The sequence below is a fragment of the Streptomyces sp. NPDC096013 genome, from assembly GCF_044763565.1.
Classification (GTDB): domain Bacteria; phylum Actinomycetota; class Actinomycetes; order Streptomycetales; family Streptomycetaceae; genus Streptomyces.
Window position 1 is genome coordinate 342,444 of the sequence record NZ_JBIWGK010000007.1, and the last position, 26,974, is coordinate 369,417.

Consider the following 26,974-nt stretch of genomic DNA (forward strand, 5'->3'; position numbering starts at 1 on the left):
CGGCCCTCACAGCAGTCCTACGGCGGTGTCGACGGCGGCGGCGACATCGCCGTCCGGCGGGTAGAGCAGCGAGCGGCCGACCACCAGGCCGCGCACGGTGGGGAGTTGCAGGGCGCCGCGCCACTTCTCGTAGGCGCCGTCCTGGTCGTCGCCGACCTCGCCGCCCAGCAGCACGGCGGGGAGGGTGGAGGTCTCCATGACCTCGGCCATGTCGTCCGGGTTCTCGGTGACGGGAAGCTTGAGCCAGGTGTAGGCCGAAGTACCGCCCAGGCCCGAGGAGATGGCGATGGACCTGATGACGGCCTCGGCGGAGAGATCGTTCCTCAGCTTGCCCTCGTCGGTACGGCGGCTGATGAACGGCTCCACGAACAACGGGAGTTGACGCGCGGCCATGTCGTCGATGGCGCGGGCGGTGGACTCCAGGGTGGTGAGGGAGCCCGGGTCGTCGTAGTCGATGCGGAGCAGCAGTTTGCCGGCGTCGAAGCGGAGGCGCTCGATGTCCTGGGCGCGGTGGCCGGTGAAGCGGTCGTCGAGTTCGAAGCTCGCGCCCTGGAGTCCGCCGCGGTTCATCGAGCCCATGACGACCTTGCCGTCGAGGGCGCCGAGGAGAAGCAGGTCGTCGAGGATGTCGGCGGTCGCGAGGACGCCGTCGACACCGGGCCGGGACAGGGCGAGGCAGAGGCGTTCGAGGAGTTCGGCGCGGTTGGCCATCGCGAACTTGCGGTCGCCGACGCCGAGGGCGCCGCGGGCGGGGTGGTCGGCGGCGACGATCATCAGCCGACCCGCGTCGTTGAGCAGCGGACGGCGGACCCGGCGGGCGGCGGCCTCGGCGATGGCCTCGGGGTGGCGGGTGCGGGTGCGGACGAGTTCGGAGATGTCTACGCGGGGGCCGGTGGAGGGGGCGGTTCCGGTGGGGGTGGAGGGGTGGGTGCCGGTGGCGGGCGAACCGGTGCTGGTGGAGGCGCCGGTGCCGGTGACGGTGCCGGGAGAACCGGTGCCGGTGGAGGTGTGGGTACCGGTGGTGGGCGAACCGGTGCCGGTGGAGGCGCGGTTGCCGGTGGTGCTGCCCTCGTGGCCGGAGACGTCGTCCCCGCCGCCCTGCTCGCCGTGCGCGTGCGTCACGCCGTCCCCGCTCTCGTACGGGCCCCCGTGCTCGGCCCCCGTCACCCGACCGGCCCTCACAGCACCGCTCCGGCGGCGATCGCGCCCTCGACCTCGGCGATGGTGGGCATCGCGGAGGAGCACTCCAGGCGGGAGGCGACGATCGCGCCGGCCGCGTTGGCGTGCCGCATGATCTTCTCCAGGTCCCAGCCGGAGAGCAGGCCGTGGCAGAGCGAGCCGCCGAAGGCGTCACCGGCGCCGAGACCGTTGAGGACGGTCACGGGGAGCGGGGGCACCTCGGCGGACTCGCCGGCGCGGTTGACCGCGAGGACGCCCTTCGGGCCCTGCTTCACCACGGCGAGTTCGACACCGGCGTCCAGGAGTGCGCGGGCGGCGGCGTGCGGTTCGCGTACGCCGGTGGCGACCTCGACCTCGTCGAGGTTGCCGACGGCGACGGTGGTGTGGCGCAGGGCCTCCTCGTAGAAGGGGCGGGCCTCGCTCGGGTCCTTCCAGAACATCGGGCGCCAGTCGAGGTCGAAGACCGTCGTACCGGATTTCGCGCGGTGGGCGAGGGCCGCGAGCGTGGCCGTACGGCTGGGCTCCTCGCTCAGGCCCGTGCCGGTGATCCAGAAGACGCGGGCCGCGTGGATCGCGTCCAGATCCAGCTCGTGGGCGTCGATCTCCAGGTCCGGGGCCTTGGGCTGCCGGTAGAAGTACAGCGGGAAGTCGTCCGGCGGGAAGATCTCGCAGAACGTGACCGGGGTGGGGTACTCCGCGACGGACGTGACCCAGCGGTCGTCGACGCCGAAGTCGCGCAGCGCTTCGTGCAGATAGGTGCCGAAGGGGTCGTCGCCGGTGCGCGAGACGAGGGCGACCTCGCGGCCGAGCCGGGCGGCGGCGACCGCGACGTTCGCCGCCGAGCCGCCGAGGAACTTCCCGAAGGTCGTCACCTGGGGCAGCGGCACGCCCGTCTGCAACGGGTAGAGGTCCACCCCTAGCCGCCCCATGGTGATCAGGTCGTACGCCATCGACTTCCCTTCGCGCCCTCGCGCGCGGTCCCCTGAGGACCGGACGCGGAGCGGCTTCGTTTCGGCTCTCCACGGTTTGTAGTCCCGTGCCCCGAGCCCTGTCAATGTTTTGTCCAGACATACGGACGAGACGGGGGTGGGTTGGGGGTAAGGGCTTGCATGGTGAGGGCCGTGACAGGTTGTTTTCCGGGTGCGGGTGGTGTGAGTGGTGCGCGGCTGGTACGGGTGCGGCTGGTCCGGGTGCGGGTGATGCCGCTGGTCCGGGTGCAAATGGCGCGGCTGGTACGGGTGCGGGTGATGCGACTGGTCCGGGTGCGGGTGCGTCGTGGTCGCTCGCGCGGTTTCCCGCGCCTCTTTCGGGGCGGTGCCGTCCCGTGGACTATGAGTGGATGTCTGTTGCTGCCGTGCGCATCCGGCGCGGGCACGGGGCCGACGGCTCCTGGGAAACCGTGTCCGCCTCGCCGCATCCCCGTCTACGGCCCGGAGTGATCAGTTACCGCGGGATGCGGCTCGACCTCGCACGGCCGCGGGCTCGGCTGGAGGCGCCGATCGGGGCGGCGACGCTGTTGCTCGGGTTCGAGGGGGCGGTACGGATCTCACGGGCGGGGCGGCCCACGGCGACGCTGGGGTCCGTGTTCTGCGGGCCCACGACGACTGCGGCGCTCGGCGAACACAGCGGGCGGCTGGCGGGGGTCGAGGTGCTACTCATGCCGTGGGCGGCGTTCACGCTGTTCGGCACGGCTCAGCACGAGCTGGCGGACCGGGTGGTGGACCCGGATGAACTCCCGCACGTACTCGGCTCCCCGTGGGCCGGCCTCGGTGAGCTGGCCGCCGCGCTCGCCGCGTTGCCGACCTGGGAGGCTCGATTCGGGCTGCTGGACGACATGTTGACCCGGTGGTCGGCCGCCGGTACGCCGAGTTCGGAGCGGGTGGTGCGGGCCTGGTCGGAGCTGGTACGGACCCGGGGCGCGGTGCCGGTGCCCCGGCTCGCGGACGAAGTGGGCTGGAGCGTACGGCAGTTGGAGAACCGCTTCCGGGAACAGATCGGCCTCGGCCCCAAGGCGGCGGCCCGGGTCCTGCGGTTGCAACGAGCCCGGCGTCTCCTCGCGTCCGGCCGCAGCCAGGCGGAGACGGCGGCGGTGTGCGGCTTCTACGACCAGGCGCATCTGAGTGGTGAGTTCAGGGCGATGACGGGGTGCACACCGGGGCAGTTCATGGGGGCGCGGGTGAGTCCGGCGGTGCCGCGGTCCGGGATGCCTGCCGGGGACCGGATGACGGGCGAGGCGACGAGCCTGCTGATCGCACCGGGCGACAGTGCGGATTTCTGCAAGACCGGCCGAGCCCACTGATGCAGGCTGAGCGCCTGGCCGCTTGATCCGGGGCGGGGCGCAGGTCTCCCTACGGGTTACCGGTCGACGGGGGATGCAGGGAAGCGGGGGAAGCGGGCCGGACCTGACGCAGCGGGTCCGGCCCGCCGGGGGTTGGGTTGGGTGGGGTGGGGGGTTCGGGGCGCCCTTGATCGCGGGTGGGGCGGAGATCTGGCCTACCTTGCCGGGGCTGGGCGGGAGGTCAGGGGCGCCTTCGGTGAGACCGGTGCGGGAGATCGGGCCGCCTCCGCCGAGGCAGGTGCCAGGGATCGGGCCGCCTCCACCGAGGCCGGCGCAGGAGATCGGGCCGCCTCCGCCGGGGCTGGGCGGGAAATCCAGGGCGCCTATGCCAAGACCGGTGCGGGAGATGGGGGCGCCTACGCTGAAGCTGGCGCGGGAGATTCAGGCCGCCTTCGGCAAGACCGACGCGGGGGTCCGGGCCGCCTCCGCTGAAACTGGCGCGGGGGATTCAGGCCGCCTTTCCGAAGAGCGGTGCTGGAGATTCGGGCCGCCTTCGCAAAGACCGGCGTGGGAGTTCGGATCGCCTACCCGAAGACCGGCACGAGAGATCCGGGCCGCCTACCCAAAGACCGGCACAAAAGATCCAGGCCGCCTTCCATAAGGCCGGCGCGGGAGATCCGAACCACCTCCCCTCCCCCTGACCGTCTGACTCACCTCGCCACCTCCGCTCAGCGCACCCGGCTCGCCTCATCGCCTCACCACACCCCCGCCCCACAAGTCAACGCGCCGCGCCCCCGCGCCCGCGTGCGCCTTTGCGTCACCTGTGTCACAAAAGCACCCCCCGTGTCACACATATCGCGCGTACGCGGGTTTTGCGTCACACCCGGTCGACAGGCGCTGCCCGTCCCTCACCGTGTGTCGTTCACCCGGCACAGGCTTGTGATCGCCAGCGCAGCGCACGGCTCCCCCGACGGCCGCCCCCGGTCGACGCCGCGGCGCGCGCAGGGAGGTGCACTCATGACCGACCGACGGCTCTGGTCGTACAAAGAAATCGCGGCTCACATCCGGGTCCAGCCCGACACCGTCCGCTCGTACCGCAAACACGGTCTGCTGCCCCCACCCGACCACGTGGAGAGCGGCAAGCCCTACTGGTACGCGGACACCGTCCGAGCCTGGGTCGCCTCCCGCCCCAGGAACCGGGGACGCAGAGAGGACTGAGCCCGGCCCGACGGGTCGAGGGGCCCCGGGGCGCAGGGGCAACGGGGTGACGGCGTGACGGGGTGAAAGGGCCACAGGGTCGGCGGACCGAGGGGTCGACCGACCGACGGGCTGACAGCCGACGGGCCGACGCGGTGCCGGGCGACCGGCACCGCCCCGGTCACGGCGGTGACACCGGTCCAGTCACGCCAGCGACTCCGGTGGTACCGGAAGCTGCGGTGACGCCGACCGCCTCGATCACGCCGGTCAACAACGTCGTCATGGCCCTGCTCAACCGTGAGTGGAGCGTGCATCGGGGTCGTCCCGGCGGGGTCACCTCCACGGTTCGATGACCGTCACCCCCGCTCCCGGTGCCGTGCCCAGTGTGGCGAGGGCGGTCGGGGTTTCGGCCAGGGGGATGGTGGTGGTGGCGAGGAGGTCGGGGCGCAGCACTCCCGAGCGGACCAGTTCCAGCATGGGCGGGTAGGTGTGGGCCGCCATGCCGTGGCTGCCGAGGAGTTCGAGTTCCAGGGCGATCGCGCGGGCCATGGGGACCGGGGTCGTACCGGACGGGGAGGGCAGCAGGCCGACCTGGAGGTGGCGGCCCCGGCGACGCAGGCCGTTCACCGAGGCGGCGCAGGTCGCCAGGGAGCCGAGGGCGTCCAGCGACACATGGGCGCCGCCGCCGGTCAGTTCGCGTACCGCTTCTGCCGTGTCCGGGGCGCTCGCGCCGTCCACGCACTCCGCCGCCCCGAACTTCCTTGCCAGCGCGAGTGCTTGGGGTGAGATGTCCACCGCGACGACCCTGGCTCCGGAGGCCGCCGCGATCATCACCGCCGACAGGCCCACTCCCCCGCAGCCGTGCACCGCCACCCACTCCCCCGGTGCGACCCGGCCCCGCTGCACCACCGCGCGGAACGCCGTCGCGAACCGGCAGCCCAGCGAGGCCGCCGTCGCGTAGGACATCTCGTCCGGGATCGCGACCAGGTTCACGTCGGCGTGGTCCAGGGCGACGTACTGGGCGAAGGAACCCCAGTGGGTGAAGCCGGGCTGGGTCTGGCGCTCGCACACCTGCTGGTCGCCGGCCGCGCAGGCTCCGCACGTTCCGCAGGCGCACACGAACGGGACGGTGACGCGGTCGCCGGGGTGCCAGGCCGTCACCCTGTCGCCGACCGCCTCCACCACGCCGGCGAGCTCGTGGCCCGGTACGTGGGGGAGGGTGATGTCCGGGTCGTGGCCCTGCCAGCCGTGCCAGTCGCTGCGGCAGAGGCCGGTCGCCTCCACCCGGACGGTCACTCCGTGGGCTGCGGGAGTGGGGTCGGGTACGTGTCGCACTTCGGCGGGTTCACCGTATTGCTCGAACACCACCGCTTTCATGCGGGCTCCCATCGCCGTTGTCGTCTGCGGGTACATCGTGGCTGGTCGCGTTGTGCCCCGCGCCCCCAGGTGGGTTCTCTCCCCCCTCGCTGACACCGAACCGTTCGTGGAACCTTCGCAGCGGGCCCGGTGCCCACCAGGTCGCCGTCCCCGTCAGTCTCATCACCGCCGGGACCAGCAGGCTGCGGACGATCATCGCGTCCATCAGGACCGCCAGCGCGATGCCCAGGCCCAGCATCTTGGTGTTGGTCACGCGGGATGTGCCGATGGCGACCATCACCACCGCCAGGATCACTGCGGCCGCCGTGATCAGGCCGCCCGTGCGCTGGAGTCCGTGGCGGACCGCCTCGTGGTGGTCGCCCGTGCGGTCGTACTCCTCCTTGATGCGGGAGAGCAGGAACACGCCGTAGTCCATGGAGAGGCCGAAGGCCACGCAGAACATCAGGACCGGGAGGGTGGTCTCTATGGAACCGGAGCTGGTAAAGCCGAGCAGGCCGGAGAGGTGGCCGTCCTGGAAGACCCAGACCACGGCGCCGAACATCGCCGTGAGGCTCAGCGCGTTGAGCAGGACCGCCTGGATCGGGATCAGGACGCTGCCGGTCAGGAGGAAGACCAGGAGCAGGGTGACGACGACGATGAGGGCGGCGGCCCAGGGCAGCCGGCCGGCTATCGCGTGCTTGGAGTCGACCAGGACGGCCGCCGTGCCGGTCACCTTGGTGCTGAACGGGGCGTCCGCGGCGCGCAGTTGACCGACCAGCCGCTGGGCAGCGCTGTCGACCGCCTCGCCCTTGGGCAGCACCGTGAAGTACGCCGAGTCGCCCTTCACCAGGGGGCCGTCCACCCCGGCCACCTCGGGGAGTCGGGCGATCTCCGCCTTGTACGCGGTGTACTGCGCCGGTGTCGCCCGCCCTTCGGCGAGCACTTCGAGGCCGCCGCCGGGGTTGCCGGGGAAGCCGTCCCGGATGTGCTGCTGGACGACATGGGACTCGGCGCCCGAAGGGAGTTGGCGGTCGTCCGCGGTGCCGAACCTGACGCCCAGGAAGGGCAGTCCGAGCAGGACGAGCACCGCGGCGGTGGCCAGGGCGAAGAAGGGGGCCCGGCGCATCACGAGGTGCGCGAGGCGGGCCCAGGCCGTGCCTTCCCCGGCCGTCGGTGCCGGTGCCGGTCGGCCTCGGCGGAACAGGCGTCGTAGGTCGAGGGAGTTGACGCGGTGGCCGAGCAGCAGGAGGGCCGCCGGGAGGAGGATCAGGGCGGCTGCCGCGGCCAGGAGCACCACGGCTATGCCCGCGTAGGCGAAGGAGCGCAGGAAGTACATCGGGAAGACCAGCATCGCGGCCAGGGAGACGGCGACCGTGAGGGCGGAGAAGAGCACGGTGCGGCCTGCCGTGCGCAGGGTGGTGGCGATCGCCGTCAACGGCTCGGCGCCGGTGGAGAGTTCTTCCCGGAAGCGGCGGACGATGAACAGGGCGTAGTCGATGGCCAGTCCGAGGCCGAGGGCCGTCGTGAGGTTCATCGCGAAGACCGAGACGTCGGTGAACTCCGTGAGGCCGCGCAGCACCGCGTTCGTCCCCAGGATCGCCACGATGCCGATGCCGAGCGGGAGCAGGGCCGCGATCGCGGAGCCGAAGACCATCACCAGCAGGAGCAGCGTCACCGGGAGGGCGATCATCTCGGCGCGGGCGAGGTCCTCCTTGATGATCGTCTGCATCTCGTGGCGGACGGCGACGATGCCGCCGACCTTCACCTGCACCGGGCCGTGCGTGCCGCGCAGGGCGGGGGCGATGTGGTCCAGGGTGTCGTTCGTCGCCTTCTCGTCGCCCGTGAGGTGGGCGGCGATCAGCGCCTCGTGACCGTCTTTCGCGCGCAGGCCGGGAGACCTAGTCCGCCAGTACGAACCGACGCCTATGACCCCCTTCTCGCTCGCCAGCCGGGCGGTGAGGCGGTCGGCCTCGGCGGCGACCGCCGGGTCGTCCACCGAGGCGCTGCCCGAGTCGACGAGCAGCAGCAGATTGGGCTGCGAGGCCGGGAACTCGCGCTCCAGGGCCTTGGTCGCGTACGTCGACTGGGCCGTCGGGTCCTCCCAGCCGCCGCTGCCCAGCCGGTCGGCGACCCCGCTGCCGGCGACCACGGCGAGCGCGGTGAGCACGAGGGCGACGAGCAGCGACAACCGGGGGCGGGCGGTCACGAAACGCGTCCATGCGCCGAGGCGTGGTGGGCTGTTGACTTCGGTCATCGTGCGGTGCTCCCCTTCACCTTGACCCGGCCTCCGCGCAGACAGGTGGCATGGGTCGGTTCTGTCATAGACTGGCAAACACGAGAGACCGCTCGCGTTTGCCGGACCATCAGAATGCGAGCGACCACTCGCGTTTGTCAACGCCGTCCGGAGAGCTGGGGATAACTCGTGTCCGTGGACCAGGAGAAGGCCGGCCCCCGCCGCCAGGCCCGCGGCGAGCGCCGCATCGCCCAGCTGCTGGAGGCCGCCGCGTCCGTCTTCTGCACGACGGGCTACACCGCGTCCAGCACCAACGCCATCGCCCGCGAGGCCGGTGTCTCACCGGGCACGCTGTACCAGTTCTTCCCGAACAAGGAAGCGATCGCGATCGAGCTGGGCGACCGGCTACTGCACGAGATGCGCGACATGTACGGCGAGGCACTCGCCCCGGTGGACCCTTCGACCCCGCTGGAGGAGGCGGTGGGCGCGGTGGTCGACCGTTTCACCGACTTCAACCGCCGGCACCCGGTGTTCTTCACCCTGATGCACGGCCCCGACATCCCCGGCCGGCTCGCCGAGGAGCACGACGCGCTGCACGCGAACCTGCTCGCCGGGATAGAGGCGGTGATCGCGGTGTTCCTGCCCGACGCCCCCGCCGCCGACGTCACCCGCACCGCCCGCATGTGCCTGGGCCTCTACAAGGCCGGCCTCGAACTGATCCTCTCCCACGAGGGCGCCGAACGCGAGGCCTACGTAGCGGAGTTGAAGAACGTCCTGATCCGCTACCTGACCCCGATGGTCGCGGAGGCGCGGAGCACGGCCTGAGGAACGAAGCGCGGCCCGGGGGACGAGGCAGGGCCTGAAGAACGAAGCACAGCCTGGCGGACGAGGCAGGACCTGAGGCACCGAGCACGACCTGAGGCGCGGAGCGCGGCCGGGCTCGAACCCCGCCCCCCTCACCCGCCCGTCGTACACCCCATCGCCCGCCCGTCGTACGCCCCCTCACCCCCCATCGCCCGCCCGGCCGAGCACGTCCAGGCCGACCGGGATATCCGGAGGGGCCCCGAAGACGACCGGCGGGACCGGGAGGCGGCTGCCGATCGCATGGGCGGCAGGGGTACCCGTACGGCGACGGCCGTGGCCAGGATGAGCGTCCCGGACTGCGGTATGAGGCGTACCTACCATAAAGTGCCGGTAAATCTGCCCTGTAGGAGTACGAGGGGATTTGCCGTGACCTACTCTCCGCCGCCCGGTGCGCCCCGGGCCCGCATCCCCGGGCCGCAGCAGCCGCCGCCGACGTATCCGCAGATCCGTACGGGCCTGTGGAAGCACTGCCTGGGTGGCGGACTGGGACTGTGGGCGCTGACCGCGCTGGTCACGTACGCGACGAAGAACACCACCCTCCTGCCGACGCTGATCCTGCTCGGCAGCTTCCTGGTGCCGGTGACGTTCGTCCTGTGGGCGTACGAGCGGCACGGGCGCGACCTGGGCGTCAGCGTGATCCTGGGCTGCTTCCTGACCGGTGGCACGCTCGGGGTACTGGGCGCCTCGGTCATGGAGTACTACCTGTTGCACCCCTCCTTGTGGATGTTCGTCGGCGTCGGCCTCATCGAGGAGGCCGTGAAGCTGGGGGCGCTGATGTTCATGCTGCGACGGCAGCCGCGGCTGCACGGGATGCGCGCGGGCCTGATCCTCGGCGCGACCGTCGGCTTCGGCTTCGCCGCCCTGGAGAGCGCGGGGTACGCCTTCAACGCGGCCGTCTCCACGCAGGGCATCGATCTGCGGGCTCTCCTGGAGACCGAGATCCTGCGCGGTGTCCTCGCGCCCTTCGGGCACGGCCTGTGGACGGCGATCGCGGGTGGCGTACTGCTCACCTACCGGCAGCTGAACGGCCGCTTCCGCTTCACCGGCCCGGTCGCCGGAACGTTTCTCGGCGTCTCCTTGCTGCACGCCCTGTGGGACTCGACGCACGGCATCGCCATCTGGCTGGTGGCCCGGCTCTCGCGCACCGGCCTGGACAAGGAGCTGTTCGCCCAGGGGTACATCCCCCGGCCGACCGACCAGCAGGAGCATCTCTTCACGGCGTTCTCGGTGGGCGGGACGGTCCTCGTGGCCCTGCTCGGCATCGCCTGGGTGCGGTCGCTGGCCCGCCGTGATCCCTCTTGGAGAAATACCCCCTAGGGGTATACTCTGGGGACAGAGTGAGCCACCGTGGGCCACTCCGACCCCACACGCCTCCATGAGGAGAACGACATGACCGCCCAGACCGACACCCAGGGTTCCGTCACCACCGTCTACAAGGTGAGCGGGATGAGCTGCGGACACTGCGAGGGCTCCGTCTCCGGCGAGATCTCCGGACTGCCCGGTGTCAGCTCGGTGACGGCCGTCGCGTCGACCGGCGAGGTCACCGTCGTCTCCGCCGCCCCGCTCGACGACGAGAGCGTCCGCGCGGCGGTCGACGAGGCGGGCTTCGAACTCGTCGGCCAGGCCTGACCTGTACCGGCGTCAGCCCGAGCAGCACCCGTACGACACCTCTGTTCTCCGACCGGGCCGTGCCGACCAGCTGATACTGGCTCCGTGCGGTCCGGTCCGATGTCTGGAGTCCGGACATGACCAGCACCACCGCGACCAGCACCACCACAGGGACACCCATAGCCGCGGCCCCCGAAGTCGCCGCCGCCGAGGTCGAGTTGCTCATCGGCGGGATGACCTGCGCCTCCTGCGCGGCCCGCGTCGAGAAGAAGCTCAACCGCATGGACGGCGTCAGCGCCACGGTGAACTACGCGACCGAGAAGGCGAAGGTCAGCTACCCGGCGGGCATCCAGGTCGCCGACCTCATCGCGACCGTGGTGAAGACCGGGTACACCGCCGAGGAACCCGCCCCGCCGGAACCCGAGCCGGAGACCCCCAAGGACGACGACCCCGAACTCGCCTCCCTGCGCGAGCGGTTGACCGTGTCCGCCCTGCTCGCCCTGCCCGTGGTGCTGCTGTCGATGGTCCCGGCCCTGCAGTTCGACAACTGGCAGTGGCTCGCGCTCACCCTCGCCGCGCCCGTCGTCGTCTGGGGCGGACTCCCGTTCCACAGGGCCGCGTTCACCAACGCCCGGCACGGCGCCGCGACCATGGACACCCTCGTCTCGGTCGGCACGCTGGCCGCGTTCGGCTGGTCGCTGTGGGCGCTGTTCTTCGGCGACGCCGGCATGGCCGGCATGCACGACGAGTTCCGCCTCACCGTCGCGCGCACGGACGGCGCCTCCACGATCTACCTCGAAGTGGCCGCCGGAGTCGTCGCGTTGATCCTCCTGGGCCGCTATCTGGAGGCCCGCTCCAAGAGGCGCGCCGGGGCCGCCCTGCGCGCGCTCATGCAACTGGGCGCCAAGGACGTGGCCGTACTGCGGGACGGCCGTGAAGTACGGCTCCCGGTGGCCGAGTTGGCGGTCGGGGAACGGTTCGTCGTACGGCCCGGGGAGAAGATCGCGACCGACGGCACCGTCGTCGAGGGCGTCTCGGCGGTCGACGCGTCGATGCTGACCGGCGAGTCGGTGCCGGTGGACGTGGCACCGGGTGACACGGTCACCGGCGCGACCGTGAACGCCGGCGGGCGACTGGTCGTAGCGGCGAGCCGGGTCGGTTCGGACACCCAACTCGCGCGGATGGCGCGGCTGGTGGAGGACGCGCAGAACGGCAAGGCTGAGGTGCAGCGGCTCGCGGACCGGATCTCCGGGATCTTCGTGCCGGTGGTGCTGCTGATCGCGGTCGCCACCTTCGGGGCGTGGCTCGCGGTCACCGGTGACACGGCCGCCGCGTTCACCGCGGCCGTCGCCGTGCTGATCATCGCCTGCCCGTGCGCGCTGGGCCTGGCCACCCCGACCGCCCTCATGGTCGGCACCGGCCGCGGCGCCCAGCTCGGCATCCTGATCAAAGGCCCCGAGGTCCTGGAGTCCACCCGCCGCGTCGACACGGTCGTACTCGACAAGACCGGCACGATCACCACCGGCCGCATGACCCTCCAGGAGGTCTACGTCGCCGAGGGCACCGACGAACGCCAGTTGCTGCGGCTCGCGGGCGCCCTGGAGCACGCCTCCGAGCACCCCGTCGCACGGGCCGTCGCCGCGGGCGCGGAGGAGCGGGTCGGACCGCTGCCGCCGGCCGAGCACTTCGAGAACGTGCCGGGCCGCGGCGTCCGCGGCCGCGTGGAGGGCCGCGAGGTGGCCGTAGGGCGCCTCTACGGCGATCTCCCGGAGGAGTTGGCCCGCGCCCGCTCCGAGGCCGAGAGCGGCGGACGTACGGCCGTGGTGGTCGGCTGGGACGGAGTCGCGCGCGGGGTCGTCGCGGTCGCCGACGCGGTCAAGGAGACCAGCGCCGAGGCCGTACGCGAGCTGCGCGCCCTCGGACTCACCCCGGTCCTCCTGACCGGCGACAACCGCGCGGTGGCCGAGTCCGTGGCCGCCGCCGTCGGGATCGCCCCCGGGGACGTCATCGCCGAGGTGCTGCCCGAGGACAAGGTCGCCGTCGTACGACGGTTGCAGGGCGAGGGGCGGAGCGTCGCCATGGTCGGCGACGGCGTGAACGACGCCGCCGCGCTCGCCACCGCCGACCTCGGACTCGCGATGGGCACCGGGACGGACGCGGCGATCGAGGCGAGCGATCTGACGCTGGTGCGCGGGGACCTCCGGGTGGCCGCGGACGCGATCCGGCTCTCCCGGAGGACGCTCGGCACCATCAAGGGAAATCTCGTGTGGGCTTTCGGATACAACGTGGCGGCGCTCCCGCTGGCCGCCGCGGGCATGCTGAACCCCATGATCGCGGGGGCCGCGATGGCCTTCTCGTCGGTGTTCGTGGTCACCAACAGCCTGCGACTCAGGACATTTCGCTGAAGTCCCGCAAAGTTACCGGGAGTTACGGGAACCTGAAGTAAGAGTCCCTCTAGAGACCGAGGACGGCCTCACATAAGCTCTTCACAAGGCTCGCGCATCATCCTTACGCTGGGGTCCCGACCACGACATCGGGGCTCTTGCGCATCTAACGGACATATGCAAGAGACGCAGATCACAGTGATGTGAACGTAACCATCGAAGGGGTTCGAAGGTCTAAGTTGACGATGTCAGTAAGCGTCTTGGGGGGCGCGAACTGGCATCTGAGGATGTCTTGGGGGACTTCCTCAGAGATGCGTTGCCGGGACACGTACACCGGGGAGCTTTGAGCGGCCCTCTCGACGTGCGGTGTCCCGGCAGATCGCACACATCACTGGCACCACCCGGTAGTACGAGCAGTTCTGCCCGTTCTACTCAACGAGGCCCAAGTTCCATCGGGCTTCGGCACGACAGCGATTCAGGCGCTGGTTTCTCAAAGGCGCCCGGCCGGATCCCGTGGGGGGAATCCGCACCGGGACATGGGAAGGCGCCCTGTACGCCGGCCCGTGGGGGGACCGTCGGCAGGGCGCCTTCTTCCCGTTCCCCTCTTTTTTCGAGCTCGGTTCGCCTCCGGGACACAGACGCGCCCCTTCAACTCCCTCGCCGCGTAGCGCGAGGGAGTTGAAGGGGCGCGGGGAACTGCGCGACCAGCCCCCACCGGGCCCGCGGACAAAAACCGGCGGGACCCGGCGGAGAGCTCGGCGGAGTTGCTTCAGCGACCCTCGACCGGGACGAAGTCCCGCTCGACGACACCGGTGTAGATCTGCCGCGGGCGGCCGATGCGCGAGCCGGGCTCCTTGATCATCTCGTGCCACTGGGCGATCCAGCCCGGGAGACGGCCCAGGGCGAACAGCACCGTGAACATCTCGGTCGGGAAGCCCATGGCCCGGTAGATCAGGCCGGTGTAGAAGTCGACGTTCGGGTACAGGTTGCGCGAGACGAAGTAGTCGTCCGACAGCGCGTGCTCCTCGAGCTTCAGCGCGATGTCCAGCAGCTCGTCGGACTTGCCGAGGGCCGAGAGGACGTCGTGCGCCGCCGCCTTGATGATCTTCGCGCGCGGGTCGAAGGACTTGTACACCCGGTGGCCGAAGCCCATCAGGCGGACGCCGTCCTCCTTGTTCTTCACCTTGCGGATGAAGGAGTCGACATCGCCGCCGTTGGCCTGGATGCCTTCCAGCATCTCCAGGACGGACTGGTTGGCACCGCCGTGCAGCGGGCCCCACAGGGCGTTGATGCCGGCCGAGATCGACGCGAACATGTTGGCCTGCGAGGAACCGACCAGGCGGACCGTGGACGTGGAGCAGTTCTGCTCGTGGTCCGCGTGCAGGATCAGCAGCTTGTCGAGCGCGGAGACGACGACCGGGTCGAGGTCGTACTCCTGCGCCGGGACCGAGAAGGTCATGCGCAGGAAGTTCTCGACGTAGCCGAGGTCGTTGCGCGGGTAGACGAACGGGTGACCGATCGACTTCTTGTACGCGTACGCCGCGATCGTCGGGAGCTTGGCGAGCAGACGGATCGTGGAGAGGTTGCGCTGCTTCTCGTCGAACGGGTTGTGGCTGTCCTGGTAGAAGGTGGACAGCGCCGAGACGACCGACGACAGCATCGCCATCGGGTGGGCGTCGCGCGGGAAGCCCTTGTAGAAGTTCTTGACGTCCTCGTGCAGCAGGGTGTGCTGCGTGATGTCGTTCTTGAACACGGTGAGCTCGTCGACGGTCGGCAGCTCGCCGTTGATGAGCAGGTAGGCGACCTCCACGAACGTGGAGCGCTCGGCCAGCTGCTCGATCGGGTAGCCGCGGTACCGGAGGATCCCCTGCTCACCGTCGAGGTAGGTGATGGCGGATTTATAGGCGGCGGTGTTCCCGTAACCGCTGTCCAGCGTCACCAGACCGGTCTGGGCGCGGAGCTTCCCGATGTCGAAGCCCTTGTCGCCGACGGTGCTGTCGATCACCGGGTAGGTGTACTCGCCGTCGCCGTACCGCAGTACTACAGAGTTGTCGCTCACGTCATCCCTCACCGACGTTGTGCCTCTTCTTCGAGGTTGCCCTGACTGTCTCTACCATCCCCCATTTGGCGCAGGAGAGTGCACTCGGGGTCGACCATTGGGCCTATTGGCGGCACTCAGTGCCGCCAACCTGCTCATCCTGCCTCCTCCACCCCGGCATCTGGAAGTGCTGTGTGACCTTCCTGACTCATTTGATCGATCATTTTTCATGATGAGTCGGGGCTGCGGCCGGTCACGGACCCGAGAGTCTGAAGTCCAAGGCCGTGCAGCGCCTGCCCGCGGACACCGTGCGCACCGCCTGCCCGATCGCCTTGCGCGATCCGACCAGCACGACCAGCCGCTTCGCCCGGGTCACGGCCGTATACAGCAGGTTCCGCTGGAGCATGGTCCACGCGCTGGTGGTGACCGGGATCACCACGGCCGGATATTCGCTGCCCTGGGAGCGGTGGATCGTCACCGCGTACGCGTGCGACAGCTCGTCCAGTTCGTCGAATTCGTACGCCACTTCCTCGTCCTCGTCCGTCAGCACGGTGAGGCGCTGGTCCACCGGGTCGAGTGAGGTGACGACGCCGACCGTGCCGTTGAAGACGCCGTTCTCGCCCTTGTCGTAGTTGTTGCGGATCTGGGTGACCTTGTCGCCGACGCGGAAGACCCGGCCGCCGAACCGCTTCTCGGGGATGTCGGGGCGGCCGGGGGTGATCGCCTGTTGCAGCAGTCCGTTCAGGTTGCCCGCGCCCGCCGGGCCCCGGTGCATGGGTGCGAGCACCTGCACGTCCCGGCGCGGGTCGAGCCCGAACTTGGCCGGAATCCGCCGCGCCGCCACGTCCACGGTGAGCCGGCCGGCCTCCTCCGTGTCGTCCTCGACGAAGAGGAAGAAGTCCTTCATGCCGTCGGTGACGGGGTGCTGGCCGGAGTTGATCCGGTGCGCGTTGGTGACGACGCCGGACTGCTGGGCCTGCCGGAACACGCGCGTGAGGCGTACGGCGGGGATCGGACCGCCGTCGGCGAGCAGATCGCGCAACACCTCGCCGGCGCCGACGCTGGGGAGCTGGTCCACATCGCCGACGAAGAGGATGTGCGTCCCCGGGGGTACGGCTTTCACCAGCTTGTTGGCGAGGAGGAGGTCGAGCATGGAGGCTTCGTCGACCACGACCAGGTCGGCGTCCAGGGGCCGGTCCTTGTCGTACGCCGCGTCGCCGCCGGGCTTGAGCTCCAGCAGGCGGTGGACGGTCGAGGCCTCGGCGCCGGTCAGTTCCGCGAGGCGTTTCGCCGCGCGGCCGGTGGGGGCGGCGAGGACGACCTTGGCCTTCTTCGCGCGGGCCAGCTCGACGATCGAGCGCACGGTGAAGGACTTGCCGCAGCCGGGACCGCCGGTGAGGACCGCGACCTTCTTGGTGAGGGCGAGCTTGACGGCGGCCTCCTGCTCGGGCGCGAGCTCCACGCCCGTACGCCCCTTCAGCCATCCCAGCGCCTTGTCCCAGGCCACGTCGTGGAAGCCGGGCATACGGTCCGCGTCGGTGTGGAGGAGGCGGCGGAGCTGGGCGGCGAGGGAGAGTTCGGCACGGTGGAAGGGGACGAGGTAGACGGCGGTGACGGGGTCGGGGCTGCCGTCGGGACCGGGAACCTTCTCCCGTACGACACCGGGGTCGCCCGACTCCTCGTCCGGGAGGGCGAGTTCGGCGAGGCACTCGATGACGAGGCCGGTGTCGACCTGGAGGAGTTTGACCGCGTCGGCGATCAGGCGCTCTTCGGGGAGGTAGCAGTTGCCCTGGTCGGTGGCCTGCGAAAGGGCGTACTGGAGGCCCGCTTTGACGCGCTCCGGGCTGTCGTGCGGGATGCCGACGGACTGGGCGATCTTGTCGGCGGTGAGGAACCCGATGCCCCAGACGTCGGAGGCGAGGCGGTAGGGCTGGTTCTTGACCACGGAGATCGACGCGTCGCCGTACTTCTTGTAGATGCGCACCGCGATCGACGTCGACACCTCGACGCTCTGGAGGAACAGCATGACCTCCTTGATCGCCTTCTGCTCCTCCCAGGCCTCGGCGATCTTCTTCGTCCGCTTGGGCCCGAGTCCCGGGACCTCGATGAGGCGCTTGGGCTCGTCCTCGATGATCTGAAGGGTGTCCAGGCCGAAGTGCTGGGTGATGCGGTCGGCGAAGACCGGGCCGATGCCCTTGACGAGGCCGGAGCCGAGGTAACGCCGGATGCCCTGGATGGTGGCCGGGAGGAGGGTCGTGTAGTTCTCCACGGTGAACTGCTTGCCGTACTGGGGGTGCGAGCCCCAGCGGCCCTCCATACGGAGGGATTCACCGGCCTGGGCCCCGAGGAGCGCCCCGACGACCGTGAGGAGATCACCGGCACCGCGCCCGGTGTCGACCCGGGCGACCGTGTAGCCGTTCTCCTCGTTGGCGTACGTGATGCGCTCCAGGACGCCTTCGAGGACGGCGAGGTGTCGTTCGCCCGGGGAATTCGCCGCCTGCTGAGCCATGGTCCGACGGTACTGGTGCGCACTGACAGTCAGCGCGGGGGAGCGGATTTCAGGGCTTCGAGGAACGGGGTGAAGGCGGGGGTGGGGAAGGTGAGGGTGGCTCGGGTGGGGGCTTTCGAGTCGCGGACGGCGAAGTGGGTGGGGGTGGGGGCTATCTCCACGCAGTTGTTGCCGTCGCCGCCACCGGAATGGGACGACTTCCGCCAGTTGCCCGTGCGTTGGCTCGCGATCTCCACGCAGGAGTTGCCATCACCCGCCCCGGAGTACGACGACTTACGCCAGTTGTCGAGGGTGTCCATGGGGTGCCTCACAGCTCTTTGACCAGCCCGTCGATGAAGTCACGCGATCGCCCGGGGTCCAGTGACATGCCTTCTACTCTACGGAAGAGCGTTCGAAATACGCCGAGCTGAGCCTCGGAATCGATGAAGGCAGCCGCGTGCGGCGCGTCCCCGACGGCCGTGTCCAGCTTGGGTACGGCACCGCCCGCCAGCATCGCGGAGGTCCAGGACCCGCCGAAGCCGTCCAGGTCGAACGGGATGACCCGCACGGTGACGTTGTCGGTGTCGGAGGCTTCCAGGATCGCTTTGCCCTGCATCCGGTGGCGCACGCGCAACTCCAGTTCCTCACCGAGAAGTTCAGGGATCCTGTCGGAGAAGATGGCGCGGGCGTAGCCGTGGCGGTTGAGGTGGCGTTCGGGCCGAACTACGCCACAGGGCAGGGGATTTCAGGCTTCGAACGGTTCGGGGAGCATGTCACCAAGGCCAGGGACAGATACGAGGGGCGTTCGAGATAGAAGCCCAGTGAGACGTCAGCGCCCGACTCCAGACGTTCGGCAGCGGAGTTCACCAGGCGGGCCAGACCGGTGGCGTCGCGTTCCGCTTCGGAGGCGAAGCGGAACGCATTCTCCGCGAGTTGTTCCCCGAGCCATGACGCCGCTTCCTTCGCCTCCTCCCACGTGGCGCGCACGAGCGAGGGAGGCTTGATGAGCCAGTACGCCGTTTCGAGTGGCGGAAGATCCACCGTCGGGAACTCCGCCGCCACTTCGCGGTAGCGCCGGGTCAGTTCCGGCCTGCCTTCGGTAGGTGGCGGCTCCGGATGCGGAGGCCGTCGTAGCGCTTCATGGTCGAAGCGGTCCTTGGGGCCGGTCCACAGATAGCCATGATGGTGCACGGGCAGTCGCCGTTCCGAGAGATGCCGACCGGACCGGCCCCGGGGATGTGTGAGGGGCGGCCCGGCCGGCGAAGGGGACGGATCAGACGTTGAGGCCGAAGCGCGCCGGGTCGATCCCGGCCGCGTCCAATTCCTCCGTGGTGAATCGCAGCGGCTGCGCGTCCGGTCGCTTGCTGTCACCGATGGCCCAGGCGTCGCCGCCGATACGGGCGAGGGTCACGCAGCCTTCGGTACAGGGTCCGCCGCACGCCTTCACGAACGAGGTCCCATTGATGTCGAGCGCGTACAGGTCAGTTTCGTTCTGCATCGCTGCAACTGCCTTCCTACTGAGCTGATCACGGCCATGACTGACCGCCGCCGCCCGCAGAGGGCGGGAGTGCAGGGGAGAGGGAGACCGACGCCTCAGTGATCGGAGACTTCAGCGCGCGCCGCGCAACGCGGGCGCCGGCACGGGGGCCATTCCGAAATGACCAGGGGAGCCAGGTCCACGTCGCCGCCGAAAACGGCCCCTTCGGGCGCGCAGGACCGTCCGGAGTCACGAGATCCGTAGAGTCATCAGGGGACGGTCGGCGAAGAGGTCCGAGTCGGATCTCATGCCGCGTGCGCCTCGGCCCGGTGCCGGCGAATCCTCACATTGGCGTCGGAGACGGCGCTGGAGTCTCCTGCGGAACGGGCGTTCTCGCGGGCCACCGACAAGGACAGGCACTCGGAGCAGCCGGGTACCGCCGTAGGCTCACGCGGAGGTTCGATCATGCCCGTGCCCGCCGTGGCCCCGGACCGGGGATCGGGCATTCTCTCTTCGCTTTCCATGGCGTCATCTTCGGCAGGCCGCAGCAGCTTCTCTAGCCTGTTTCCTGTTCCCGCAAGAATTCGTCGCGGATGTTCTCGATGATGCTTCGCATGCCGTCACCGGACACGGCCATCTGCTCGAATCCATGAAACTTGTCGATGTAGAGTTCCACATCCCTGGGGTCCGTGACGACCACTTCGGCATGGACCGTTTCCACCGTGACCATCCGGTCGTCGCGAATGACGAACGCATGATTCGCGATGTCGCGCTGCTGAACCTTCAAGGGAACTACTCGAATGTCTACGTGAGAGAGTCGCGAAATGGAAACGATGCGGTCGAGCTGCGCTGCCATCATCTGCGGCGGGACGATTCGCCACCGCAGGACAGGTTCGGTGATGATGAACCGCAGTGACTTCTTGTCGTCGTAGAGGACCGCTTGGCGTTCAAGTCGACCGTTGATCGTACGGCTGAGCGTGTCCGCGCTGAGGTTGTGACGTAGCAGAACGGCCCGGATGTATTCCGGTGTCTGGAGCAGACCGGGAACCAGCGCCGGTTGGAACAGCCGCAGCGTCGACATCTGAGTCTCCAGCGCCTTGGCGGCCTGCTGCCCCTTGTGGACTCCCATCCGCTTGAGGAGGCGCCACGCTGTCGCTTCGGTCGCCGACGCTCGTGCGGCCTCCGCGTACTCCGCCTTGACTTCGTCGGATACTCCGATGGCCGTCAGGATGCGCTCAACGTCCGGCGCGCCGACTGCCAGCTTCGCATTTTCGATCTTGGACAGCTTCGACGGAGACATGAGAGCGCTGCGGGCCACCGCTTTGGCCTCCTTCCCGGATGCCATCCGCAGCGCCCGCAGCGCGGCTCCAAGCTGTGCTCTGTTCACGCCCGGTACTCGGCCCACCATTCAGTGAACGGCACCGCCTGTGCGAGGGCCAGGTCACGGAAGCCCGTGAATTCCACCGTTCGTTCCGGCGACAGGACTTCCGCCCCCAGGAATTTTCCGGTTCCGTCGTATTCCATGGCCGCCACCGACTCGGAGTCGAACAACCAGAAGTCCGGCACGTCCACCAGAGGGTTGGGCCTGTCGGTGACGTCGAGAATGAAGAACTCTTCGCCGCCCGACATGTTCTTCTGATACCCCCACCCGAGTTCGAACCTGAGGTAATCCGAGAGCGGGCGGAGCAGAATGTGAACGCGATAGATCCGTTTACCATTCCCTGTGTGCGATCGGAGTTCTTCGACCCAGCCCGCGTTGTAGTCGTCCGGCTGCGGCTCGCCGGCCAGGAAAGCGCGATACGCGTCGACGTTTCCTGATCTGCTGTAGTCGTCGAGGGTTTCGAGGCGGAACGCCTCCCGCTCGAACGTATCGAAGAGGTCCCCGAGAGTCCTAGACGAGGTTGTCACGGATGGCCTTCTGAATCAGTTCCATCGGGATCTCGACCAGGTTTTCATGCGCGGGAATCTCAAGTCCGTGATCGGTCGGCGTCTCTCCCTGCACCAGGAGGGTGCCGCGATCCGTCGCATAGATCGTCGGGCAGTCCTTGATGTCGCACGTGCTGACCAGTTTGGTGACCTTCATGGTCCGGGTTCCCCTCCGCCATGTCACTGCCGGTGCGCCGCTCCGAGTCGATGCTCCCGAGTCGGAGACGGACGGGTCAAGCGATCACAGTTGCCGGAACGGGAAACAACGGAACTCCGGGGGCTCCCCGACTCCCGGTCCCCGAGCCCACGGCAGCTCGCCCCCGGTCTGGTCTGCGAGGCCCAGGGGCGCTCCGTACTGCTGCGGCAGCCGCAAGGCCCGTACGAGACACAGCAGTTGTACACCGCCGCGTACGCCTGTCCGATCGGTCCGTCCGGTCGTCGGGCGGGCGGCTGGGCGAGCGCCGCGACCCGTTCCCGATGTCGTTGGACGACACCGGCACCGTCCACCTGTGCGGGCACACCTCCCGCCGCACCGTCGGCGTCAACTCCTATCTCCTGCGCCGCCCGGCCGGCACCCGACGATGGTGGACACCCCGCGCTGGAGCCCCACGCAGGCGGACCGCCATGAGGCGTTCGGGTCGGTCACCGACGTACTGCTGACCCATCGCGACCATGCCGCCCACGGCCGTCGGTACGCCGACCGATTCGGTGCCCGGCTCTGAATCCACGAGGGCGATCTCGACGCAGCCCCGGACGTCGACCGGGTGCTGCGCGGCGACGAGCCAGCCGAGGTCGGCGCGGGGGCGGTCGCCGTGCCCTCCCCCGGGCACACCCGGGGCAGCGTGCTCTGTATGGCCGACGAGCGGTACTGCTTCACCGGCGACAGCTTCTGCTGGTCCCGTACGACGGTGGACATCGAGGTGCAACAGCGTCGCCTGGTACGCAATCCGGGAGCTGGCCGCCTCCCTGGCTCGGACCGCCGACCGGCTCCGCTTCGAGTGGCTGCTGCGGACCACGGCAATCGGCGGCACCTCCCCCACGACGAGATGTCCCGCTGGCCGCTGGCGCTCACGGCCAGGACCGAGCAGCTCCGGCCCCGCCCTGTGGACTTCACCGCGGTGCGCTGGTGAGAGCCGGTCCGTGACGTCGTCACGTGACGTCCTCCGCGACCTCGTCCGAGTCCACGTCCGCCTCCGCGACCTCGTCCGAGTCCACGTCCGCATCTGTGACCTCGTCCGAATCCGCGTCCGACGGACCCCGGTGGGCCGGGGACCACTCCCCCTCGACCCCTTCCTCTCATCACGATCCGGTCTCAGGGTCTTGATTTACTCCCGTGTAATCGATTCCAATCCTCCGTGTAATCGATTCCACGAGGAGGTGGAACGGCGATGGCGAGCATCAAGGACGTCGCCGCCGGGGCCGGGGTTTCCGTGGCCACGGTGTCGCGGGTGTTGAATGACCATTCGTCGGTCAGTGACGACGCACGGACGCGCGTGCTGGCCGCCGTGGAAGCGCTGGGCTATCGGCCGAACGCCGTCGCCCGTTCGCTGCGCACCGATCAGACCCGCACCCTCGGCCTGGTCATCAGCGACGTGCTCAACCCGTACTTCACCGAACTGGCCCGTTCCGTCGAGGAAGAGGCCCGTGCGCTCGGGTACAGCGTCATCATCGGCAACGCCGACGAGCGGCCGGAGCTCCAGGACCACCACGTGCGGACCCTGCTGGACCGGCGTATCGACGGACTGCTCGTCTCCCCCACCGACGGCGGCTCCCCCGGCATGCTGGACGCCGCCCGCGCGGGCACCCCGATGGTGTTCGTGGACCGGTGGATCCCGGGCGTGGACGTGCCGGTCGTGCGGGCCGACGGGCGGGCCGCCGTCCGGGATCTCGTCGCCCATCTGCACGGGCTCGGGCACCGCCGGCTCGCGATCATCGCGGGCCCCGCCGCCACGACGACCGGCAGTGAGCGCGTCGCCGCCTTCCGGGACGCGCTCGCCGAGTACGGGATTCCGCTCCCCGACGCCTACATCGGGCAGGGCGACTTCCAGGCCGAGAGCGGGCGGCGGGTGACCGAGGGGTTCCTCGACCTGCCCGAGCCGCCCGAGGTCGTGTTCGCCGCCGACAACCTGATGGCCCTGGGTGCCCTGGACGCCGTACGCGCGCGTGGGCTGCGGGTTCCGGAGGATCTCGCGCTGGCCGCGTTCGACGACATCCGGTGGTTCGTGCACACCGATCCGCCGATCACCGCGATCTCCCAGCCCACGGGTGAGCTGGGGCGGGCCGCCGTACGCGCCCTGGTCGACCGGATCGAGGGGCGGGCGCCGCGGTCCGTCACCCTTCCCGCCCGGCTCGTCGTGCGCCGCTCGTGCGGTGAGCCGGGCGACTCCGCTCTCCCCCACTCCCCTGTTCACCCTGTTCGAAGGAGCCAGCCGTGAGCAACCAGGACGAGTTGCTGCGCATCGAAGGCATTCGCAAGACCTTCCCCGGTGTGGTCGCGCTGGACGGCGTCGACTTCGATCTGCGCCGGGGCGAGGTCCATGTGCTGCTCGGTGAGAACGGCGCGGGCAAGAGCACCCTCATCAAGATGCTCTCCGGCGCCTACCGTCCCGACGGCGGCCGTGTCCTGGCCGGCGGCGAGGAGGTGCGCATCCATGACGCGCAGGACTCCGCGCGGCTCGGGATCGCCACCATCTACCAGGAGTTCAACCTCGTCCCCGATCTGACGGTCGCCGAGAACATCTTCCTGGGGCGGCAGCCGCGTCGGCTCGGGATGATCGACCGGAAGCGGATGGAGGCCGATGCCGCCGTTCTGCTGGAGCGGGTGGGGGTCACCGTCTCTCCCCGCGCGCGTGTCCGTGAACTCGGTATCGCCCGGCTCCAGATGGTCGAGATCGCCAAGGCCCTCAGCCTCGACACCCGCGTGCTGATCATGGACGAGCCGACCGCCGTGCTGACCTCGGAAGAGGTCGAGAAGCTGTTCTCCATCGTGCGCCAACTCCGCGCGGACGGCGTCGGGATCGTCTTCATCACCCACCACCTGGAGGAGATCGCCGCCATCGGTGACCGCGTCACCGTCATCCGGGACGGGAAGAGCGTGGGGCAGGTGCCTGCCTCCACCCCCGAGGACGAGCTCGTACGGCTCATGGTCGGGCGGTCCATCGAGCAGCAGTATCCGCGTGAACGGGCCGACACCGGCGCCGCGTTGCTCTCCGTCGAGGGGCTCACCCGGGACGGTGTCTTCCACGACATCAGCTTCGAGGTGCGGGCCGGCGAGGTCGTCGGCATCGCCGGGCTCGTCGGGGCGGGTCGTACCGAAGTCGTACGGGCTGTCTTCGGGGCCGACCCGTACGACCGGGGGACCATCACGGTCTCCGGTGACCGTGTCCCCAGGCATGACGTCAACGCGGCCATGACCGCCGGGATCGGGCTCGTGCCCGAGGACCGCAAGGGGCAGGGGCTCGTCCTCGACCAGTCCGTGGAGGAGAACCTCGGGCTCGTCACCATGCGGGCCGCGACCCATGGCGGGCTCGTCGACCTCAAGGGGCAGCGCGCCGCCGCCGCGCGGATCGCGGAGCAGCTGGGCGTACGGATGGCCGGACTCGGCCAGCAGGTACGGACGTTGTCCGGTGGCAACCAGCAGAAGGTCGTCATCGGCAAGTGGCTGCTCGCCGACACCAAGGTGCTGATCCTCGACGAGCCGACCCGTGGCATCGACGTCGGCGCCAAGGTCGAGATCTATCAGCTCATCAACGAACTCACGACCGCCGGCGCCGCCGTCCTCATGATCTCCAGCGATCTGCCCGAAGTCCTCGGCATGAGCGACCGGGTGCTGGTCATGGCCCAGGGACGCATCGCGGGCGAGCTGTCCACCGAACAGGCCACGCAGGACTCCGTGATGGCGCTCGCCGTCAGCACACCCGGCACATCAACCGACGCGACTACCGCTGTGGAGGGCCACCGTGGCCACTGACACGCTCAAGAGCACGACGGGCGCGAGCGGCGCCTCGGGAATCCGCCGACTGCTCCTGGACAACGGGGCGTTGACCGCCCTCATCGTCCTGGTCATCGCCATGTCGGCGCTGTCCGGCGACTTCCTGACCACCGACAACCTCCTCAACGTCGGCGTCCAGGCGGCCGTGACCGCCATCCTCGCCTTCGGTGTCACCTTCGTGATCGTCTCGGCGGGCATCGACCTGTCGGTCGGTTCGGTGGCGGCCCTGTCGGCCACGGTGCTGGCCTGGAGCGCCACCCAGCACGGCGTCCCGGTCGTCCTCGCCGTGATCCTCGCGATCGCCACCGGCATCGCGGCCGGTCTCGTCAACGGCTTCCTCATCGCCTACGGCAAACTCCCGCCGTTCATCGCGACGTTGGCGATGCTGTCGGTGGCGCGCGGGCTGTCCCTGGTGATCTCGCAGGGCTCCCCGATCGCCTTCCCCGACTCGGTCTCGCACCTCGGCGACACCCTCGGCGGCTGGCTGCCGGTGCCGGTCCTGGTGATGATCGCGATGGGTCTCGTCGCGGCCTTCGTCCTCGGCCGCACGTACATCGGCCGTTCGATGTACGCCATCGGCGGCAACGAGGAAGCCGCACGGCTGTCCGGTCTGCGGGTCTCGAAGCAGAAGCTCGCGATCTACGCCCTGTCCGGTGTCTTCGCCGCCGCCGCGGGCATCGTCCTCGCCTCCCGGCTCTCCTCCGCGCAGCCGCAGGCCGCCGACGGTTACGAGCTGGACGCGATCGCCGCGGTCGTCATCGGCGGCGCCTCGCTGGCGGGCGGCACCGGCAAGGCGTCCGGCACCCTCATCGGCGCGCTGATCCTCGCGGTGCTGCGCAACGGCCTCAACCTCCTCTCCGTGTCGGCCTTCTGGCAGCAGGTCGTCATCGGTGTGGTGATCGCGCTCGCGGTCCTGCTGGACACCGTGCGACGCAAGGCGGGCGCGACTCCCGTCTCCGGCGCGGGCGGTGGCGGCAAGGGCAGGCAGGCGACGACGTACGCGCTCGCGGCGGTCGTCACGATCGCGATCGTGGGCGCGACCTCGTTCCTGCACAACGACTCCTCCACGAGCACGAAGCCCAAGCTCGGTCTGTCGCTCTCCACGCTCAACAACCCGTTCTTCGTGCAGATCCGGTCAGGTGCGCAGGCCGAGGCGAAGAAGCTGGGACTGGACCTCACCGTCACGGACGCGCAGAACGACGCCTCGCAGCAGGCCAACCAGCTTCAGAACTTCACCAGTTCGAACTACGGCGCGATCATCGTCAACCCGGTGGACTCGGACGCGGCGAGCAACTCCGTGAAGGCCGCGGACAAGGCGAAGATCCCGGTCATCGCCGTCGACCGGGGCGTCAACAAGGCGGCCGTGGACACCCTCGTCGCCTCCGACAACATCGCGGGCGGTGAACTCGCCGCCAGGACCGTCGCCGAGAAGCTCGGCGGCACCGGCAGGATCGTCATCCTCCAGGGCCAGGCGGGCACGTCGGCGGCGCGTGAGCGCGCGGAGGGCTTCGCCAAGGGGCTCAAGGCCTACCCCGGCATCCAGGTCCTCGCCCAGCAGCCGGCCGACTTCGACCGCACCAAGGGCCTCGACGTGATGTCGAACCTGCTCCAGGCACACCCCGACGTCCAGGGCGTCATCGCCGCCAACGACGAGATGGCGCTCGGCGCGATCAAGGCGCTCGGCTCCAAGGCCGGCACGTCGGTCTCGGTGGTCGGCTTCGACGGCACCCCGGACGGTCTGACCGCCGTCAAGCAGGGCACTCTGTACGCGTCCGTGGCCCAACAGCCCAGCCAGTTGGGCAAGATCGCCGTGGACAACGCGCTGCGCGCCGCCCAGGGCAAGAAGGTGGAGACGACGGTGAAGGTGCCGGTCAAGGTCGTCACCAAGGCCAACGTGGCCGGGTTCACCGGCTGACATCGACCGGCTGACACGGACCGGCTCGGCGCTCCAGGGC

General features: G+C 69.6%; 21 protein-coding genes and 2 pseudogenes. 10 read left to right on the forward strand and 13 right to left on the reverse strand.

Annotated features, from left to right (window positions below):
• Positions 1–6: 6 nt before the first annotated feature.
• Positions 7–876, reverse strand: a complete 870-nt coding sequence (locus tag ACIRB1_RS25090) for a deoxyribose-phosphate aldolase (RefSeq protein WP_352182737.1) — start codon at positions 874–876, stop codon at positions 7–9.
• A gap of 302 nt (positions 877–1,178) precedes the next feature.
• Positions 1,179–2,129 (reverse strand): 5-dehydro-2-deoxygluconokinase, encoded by a 951-nt coding sequence (gene iolC / locus ACIRB1_RS25095; RefSeq protein WP_352182454.1) that lies wholly within the window; start codon positions 2,127–2,129, stop codon positions 1,179–1,181.
• A gap of 503 nt (positions 2,130–2,632) precedes the next feature.
• On the opposite strand from iolC, the gene ACIRB1_RS25100 reads away from it, so the two are divergent.
• Complete coding sequence (locus ACIRB1_RS25100; protein ID WP_403467152.1) at positions 2,633–3,478, forward strand: helix-turn-helix domain-containing protein; 846 nt, start codon at positions 2,633–2,635, stop codon at positions 3,476–3,478.
• 996 nt (positions 3,479–4,474) lie between these two features.
• Positions 4,475–4,675, forward strand: coding sequence for a MerR family transcriptional regulator (locus ACIRB1_RS25105; RefSeq protein ID WP_352182453.1), 201 nt, complete (start codon positions 4,475–4,477; stop codon positions 4,673–4,675).
• Positions 4,676–4,987: 312 nt separating this feature from the next.
• On the opposite strand, the gene ACIRB1_RS25110 is transcribed toward ACIRB1_RS25105, so the two are convergent.
• Positions 4,988–6,031 carry a zinc-dependent alcohol dehydrogenase family protein gene (locus ACIRB1_RS25110; RefSeq protein ID WP_403467041.1) on the reverse strand — a complete coding sequence of 348 codons (1,044 nt, stop codon included), beginning with the start codon at positions 6,029–6,031 and terminating at the stop codon, positions 4,988–4,990.
• Complete coding sequence (locus tag ACIRB1_RS25115) at positions 6,000–8,264, reverse strand: MMPL family transporter (protein ID WP_403467042.1); 2,265 nt, start codon at positions 8,262–8,264, stop codon at positions 6,000–6,002. The genes ACIRB1_RS25110 and ACIRB1_RS25115 overlap by 32 nt, the downstream gene beginning before the upstream one ends.
• Positions 8,265–8,432: 168 nt before the next feature.
• Between ACIRB1_RS25115 and ACIRB1_RS25120 the strand changes: the two genes are divergently transcribed.
• The 4 genes from ACIRB1_RS25120 (at position 8,433) to ACIRB1_RS25135 (ending at position 13,120) form a co-directional block, all read left to right on the forward strand.
• Positions 8,433–9,068, forward strand: coding sequence for a TetR family transcriptional regulator (locus ACIRB1_RS25120; RefSeq protein ID WP_403467043.1), 636 nt, complete (start codon positions 8,433–8,435; stop codon positions 9,066–9,068).
• A 405-nt stretch (positions 9,069–9,473) separates the two neighbouring features.
• Positions 9,474–10,424, forward strand: coding sequence for a PrsW family intramembrane metalloprotease (locus ACIRB1_RS25125; protein WP_403467044.1), 951 nt, complete (start codon positions 9,474–9,476; stop codon positions 10,422–10,424).
• Positions 10,425–10,496: 72 nt separating this feature from the next.
• A complete protein-coding gene (locus ACIRB1_RS25130; protein ID WP_352182448.1) occupies positions 10,497–10,736 on the forward strand; it encodes a heavy-metal-associated domain-containing protein in 240 nt (79 codons plus the stop codon).
• A 116-nt stretch (positions 10,737–10,852) separates the two neighbouring features.
• Positions 10,853–13,120: a heavy metal translocating P-type ATPase gene (locus ACIRB1_RS25135; RefSeq protein WP_403467045.1), complete on the forward strand. Its 2,268-nt coding sequence runs from the start codon at positions 10,853–10,855 to the stop codon at positions 13,118–13,120.
• A gap of 748 nt (positions 13,121–13,868) precedes the next feature.
• Here the strand turns inward: ACIRB1_RS25135 and ACIRB1_RS25140 are convergent.
• The 9 genes and pseudogenes from ACIRB1_RS25140 to ACIRB1_RS25180 all read right to left on the reverse strand — a co-directional run bounded on the left by ACIRB1_RS25140 (position 13,869) and on the right by ACIRB1_RS25180 (position 21,185).
• Positions 13,869–15,158, reverse strand: coding sequence for a citrate synthase (locus tag ACIRB1_RS25140; RefSeq protein ID WP_033287238.1), 1,290 nt, complete (start codon positions 15,156–15,158; stop codon positions 13,869–13,871).
• Positions 15,159–15,390: 232 nt separating this feature from the next.
• Positions 15,391–17,646 (reverse strand): ATP-dependent RecD-like DNA helicase, encoded by a 2,256-nt coding sequence (locus tag ACIRB1_RS25145; RefSeq protein WP_403467046.1) that lies wholly within the window; start codon positions 17,644–17,646, stop codon positions 15,391–15,393.
• A gap of 29 nt (positions 17,647–17,675) precedes the next feature.
• The gene (locus tag ACIRB1_RS25150) at positions 17,676–17,945 is read right to left on the reverse strand and encodes a DUF397 domain-containing protein (RefSeq protein ID WP_403467047.1); all 270 of its coding nucleotides are present in this window, start codon (positions 17,943–17,945) and stop codon (positions 17,676–17,678) included.
• An 8-nt stretch (positions 17,946–17,953) separates the two neighbouring features.
• Positions 17,954–18,331: pseudogene (locus tag ACIRB1_RS25155) on the reverse strand (Scr1 family TA system antitoxin-like transcriptional regulator); the annotation flags it as partial.
• A gap of 17 nt (positions 18,332–18,348) precedes the next feature.
• Positions 18,349–18,816 carry a hypothetical protein gene (locus tag ACIRB1_RS25160; RefSeq protein ID WP_403467048.1) on the reverse strand — a complete coding sequence of 156 codons (468 nt, stop codon included), beginning with the start codon at positions 18,814–18,816 and terminating at the stop codon, positions 18,349–18,351.
• Positions 18,817–18,898: 82 nt separating this feature from the next.
• Entirely contained in the window at positions 18,899–19,123 is a 225-nt protein-coding gene (locus ACIRB1_RS25165) for a DUF397 domain-containing protein (protein WP_352184472.1), read from the reverse strand.
• Between the two features lie 535 nt (positions 19,124–19,658).
• Positions 19,659–20,489, reverse strand: coding sequence for a helix-turn-helix domain-containing protein (locus tag ACIRB1_RS25170; RefSeq protein WP_403467049.1), 831 nt, complete (start codon positions 20,487–20,489; stop codon positions 19,659–19,661).
• Positions 20,486–21,010: a DUF6879 family protein gene (locus ACIRB1_RS25175; protein WP_403467050.1), complete on the reverse strand. Its 525-nt coding sequence runs from the start codon at positions 21,008–21,010 to the stop codon at positions 20,486–20,488. The genes ACIRB1_RS25170 and ACIRB1_RS25175 overlap by 4 nt, the downstream gene beginning before the upstream one ends.
• Positions 20,994–21,185, reverse strand: coding sequence for a hypothetical protein (locus tag ACIRB1_RS25180; protein ID WP_403467051.1), 192 nt, complete (start codon positions 21,183–21,185; stop codon positions 20,994–20,996). Before ACIRB1_RS25180 ends, ACIRB1_RS25175 begins: the two co-directional genes overlap by 17 nt.
• 90 nt (positions 21,186–21,275) lie before the next feature.
• Between ACIRB1_RS25180 and ACIRB1_RS25185 the strand changes: the two are divergent.
• The 4 genes and pseudogenes from ACIRB1_RS25185 to ACIRB1_RS25200 all read left to right on the forward strand — a co-directional run bounded on the left by ACIRB1_RS25185 (position 21,276) and on the right by ACIRB1_RS25200 (position 26,934).
• A pseudogene (locus ACIRB1_RS25185) lies at positions 21,276–22,158 on the forward strand (MBL fold metallo-hydrolase).
• 258 nt (positions 22,159–22,416) lie between these two features.
• The gene (locus ACIRB1_RS25190; protein ID WP_403467052.1) at positions 22,417–23,463 is read left to right on the forward strand and encodes a LacI family DNA-binding transcriptional regulator; all 1,047 of its coding nucleotides are present in this window, start codon (positions 22,417–22,419) and stop codon (positions 23,461–23,463) included.
• Entirely contained in the window at positions 23,460–24,998 is a 1,539-nt protein-coding gene (locus ACIRB1_RS25195) for a sugar ABC transporter ATP-binding protein (protein ID WP_403467053.1), read from the forward strand. The genes ACIRB1_RS25190 and ACIRB1_RS25195 overlap by 4 nt, the downstream gene beginning before the upstream one ends.
• Positions 24,988–26,934: a substrate-binding domain-containing protein gene (locus ACIRB1_RS25200; protein WP_403467054.1), complete on the forward strand. Its 1,947-nt coding sequence runs from the start codon at positions 24,988–24,990 to the stop codon at positions 26,932–26,934. The genes ACIRB1_RS25195 and ACIRB1_RS25200 overlap by 11 nt, the downstream gene beginning before the upstream one ends.
• Positions 26,935–26,974: the final 40 nt, after the last annotated feature.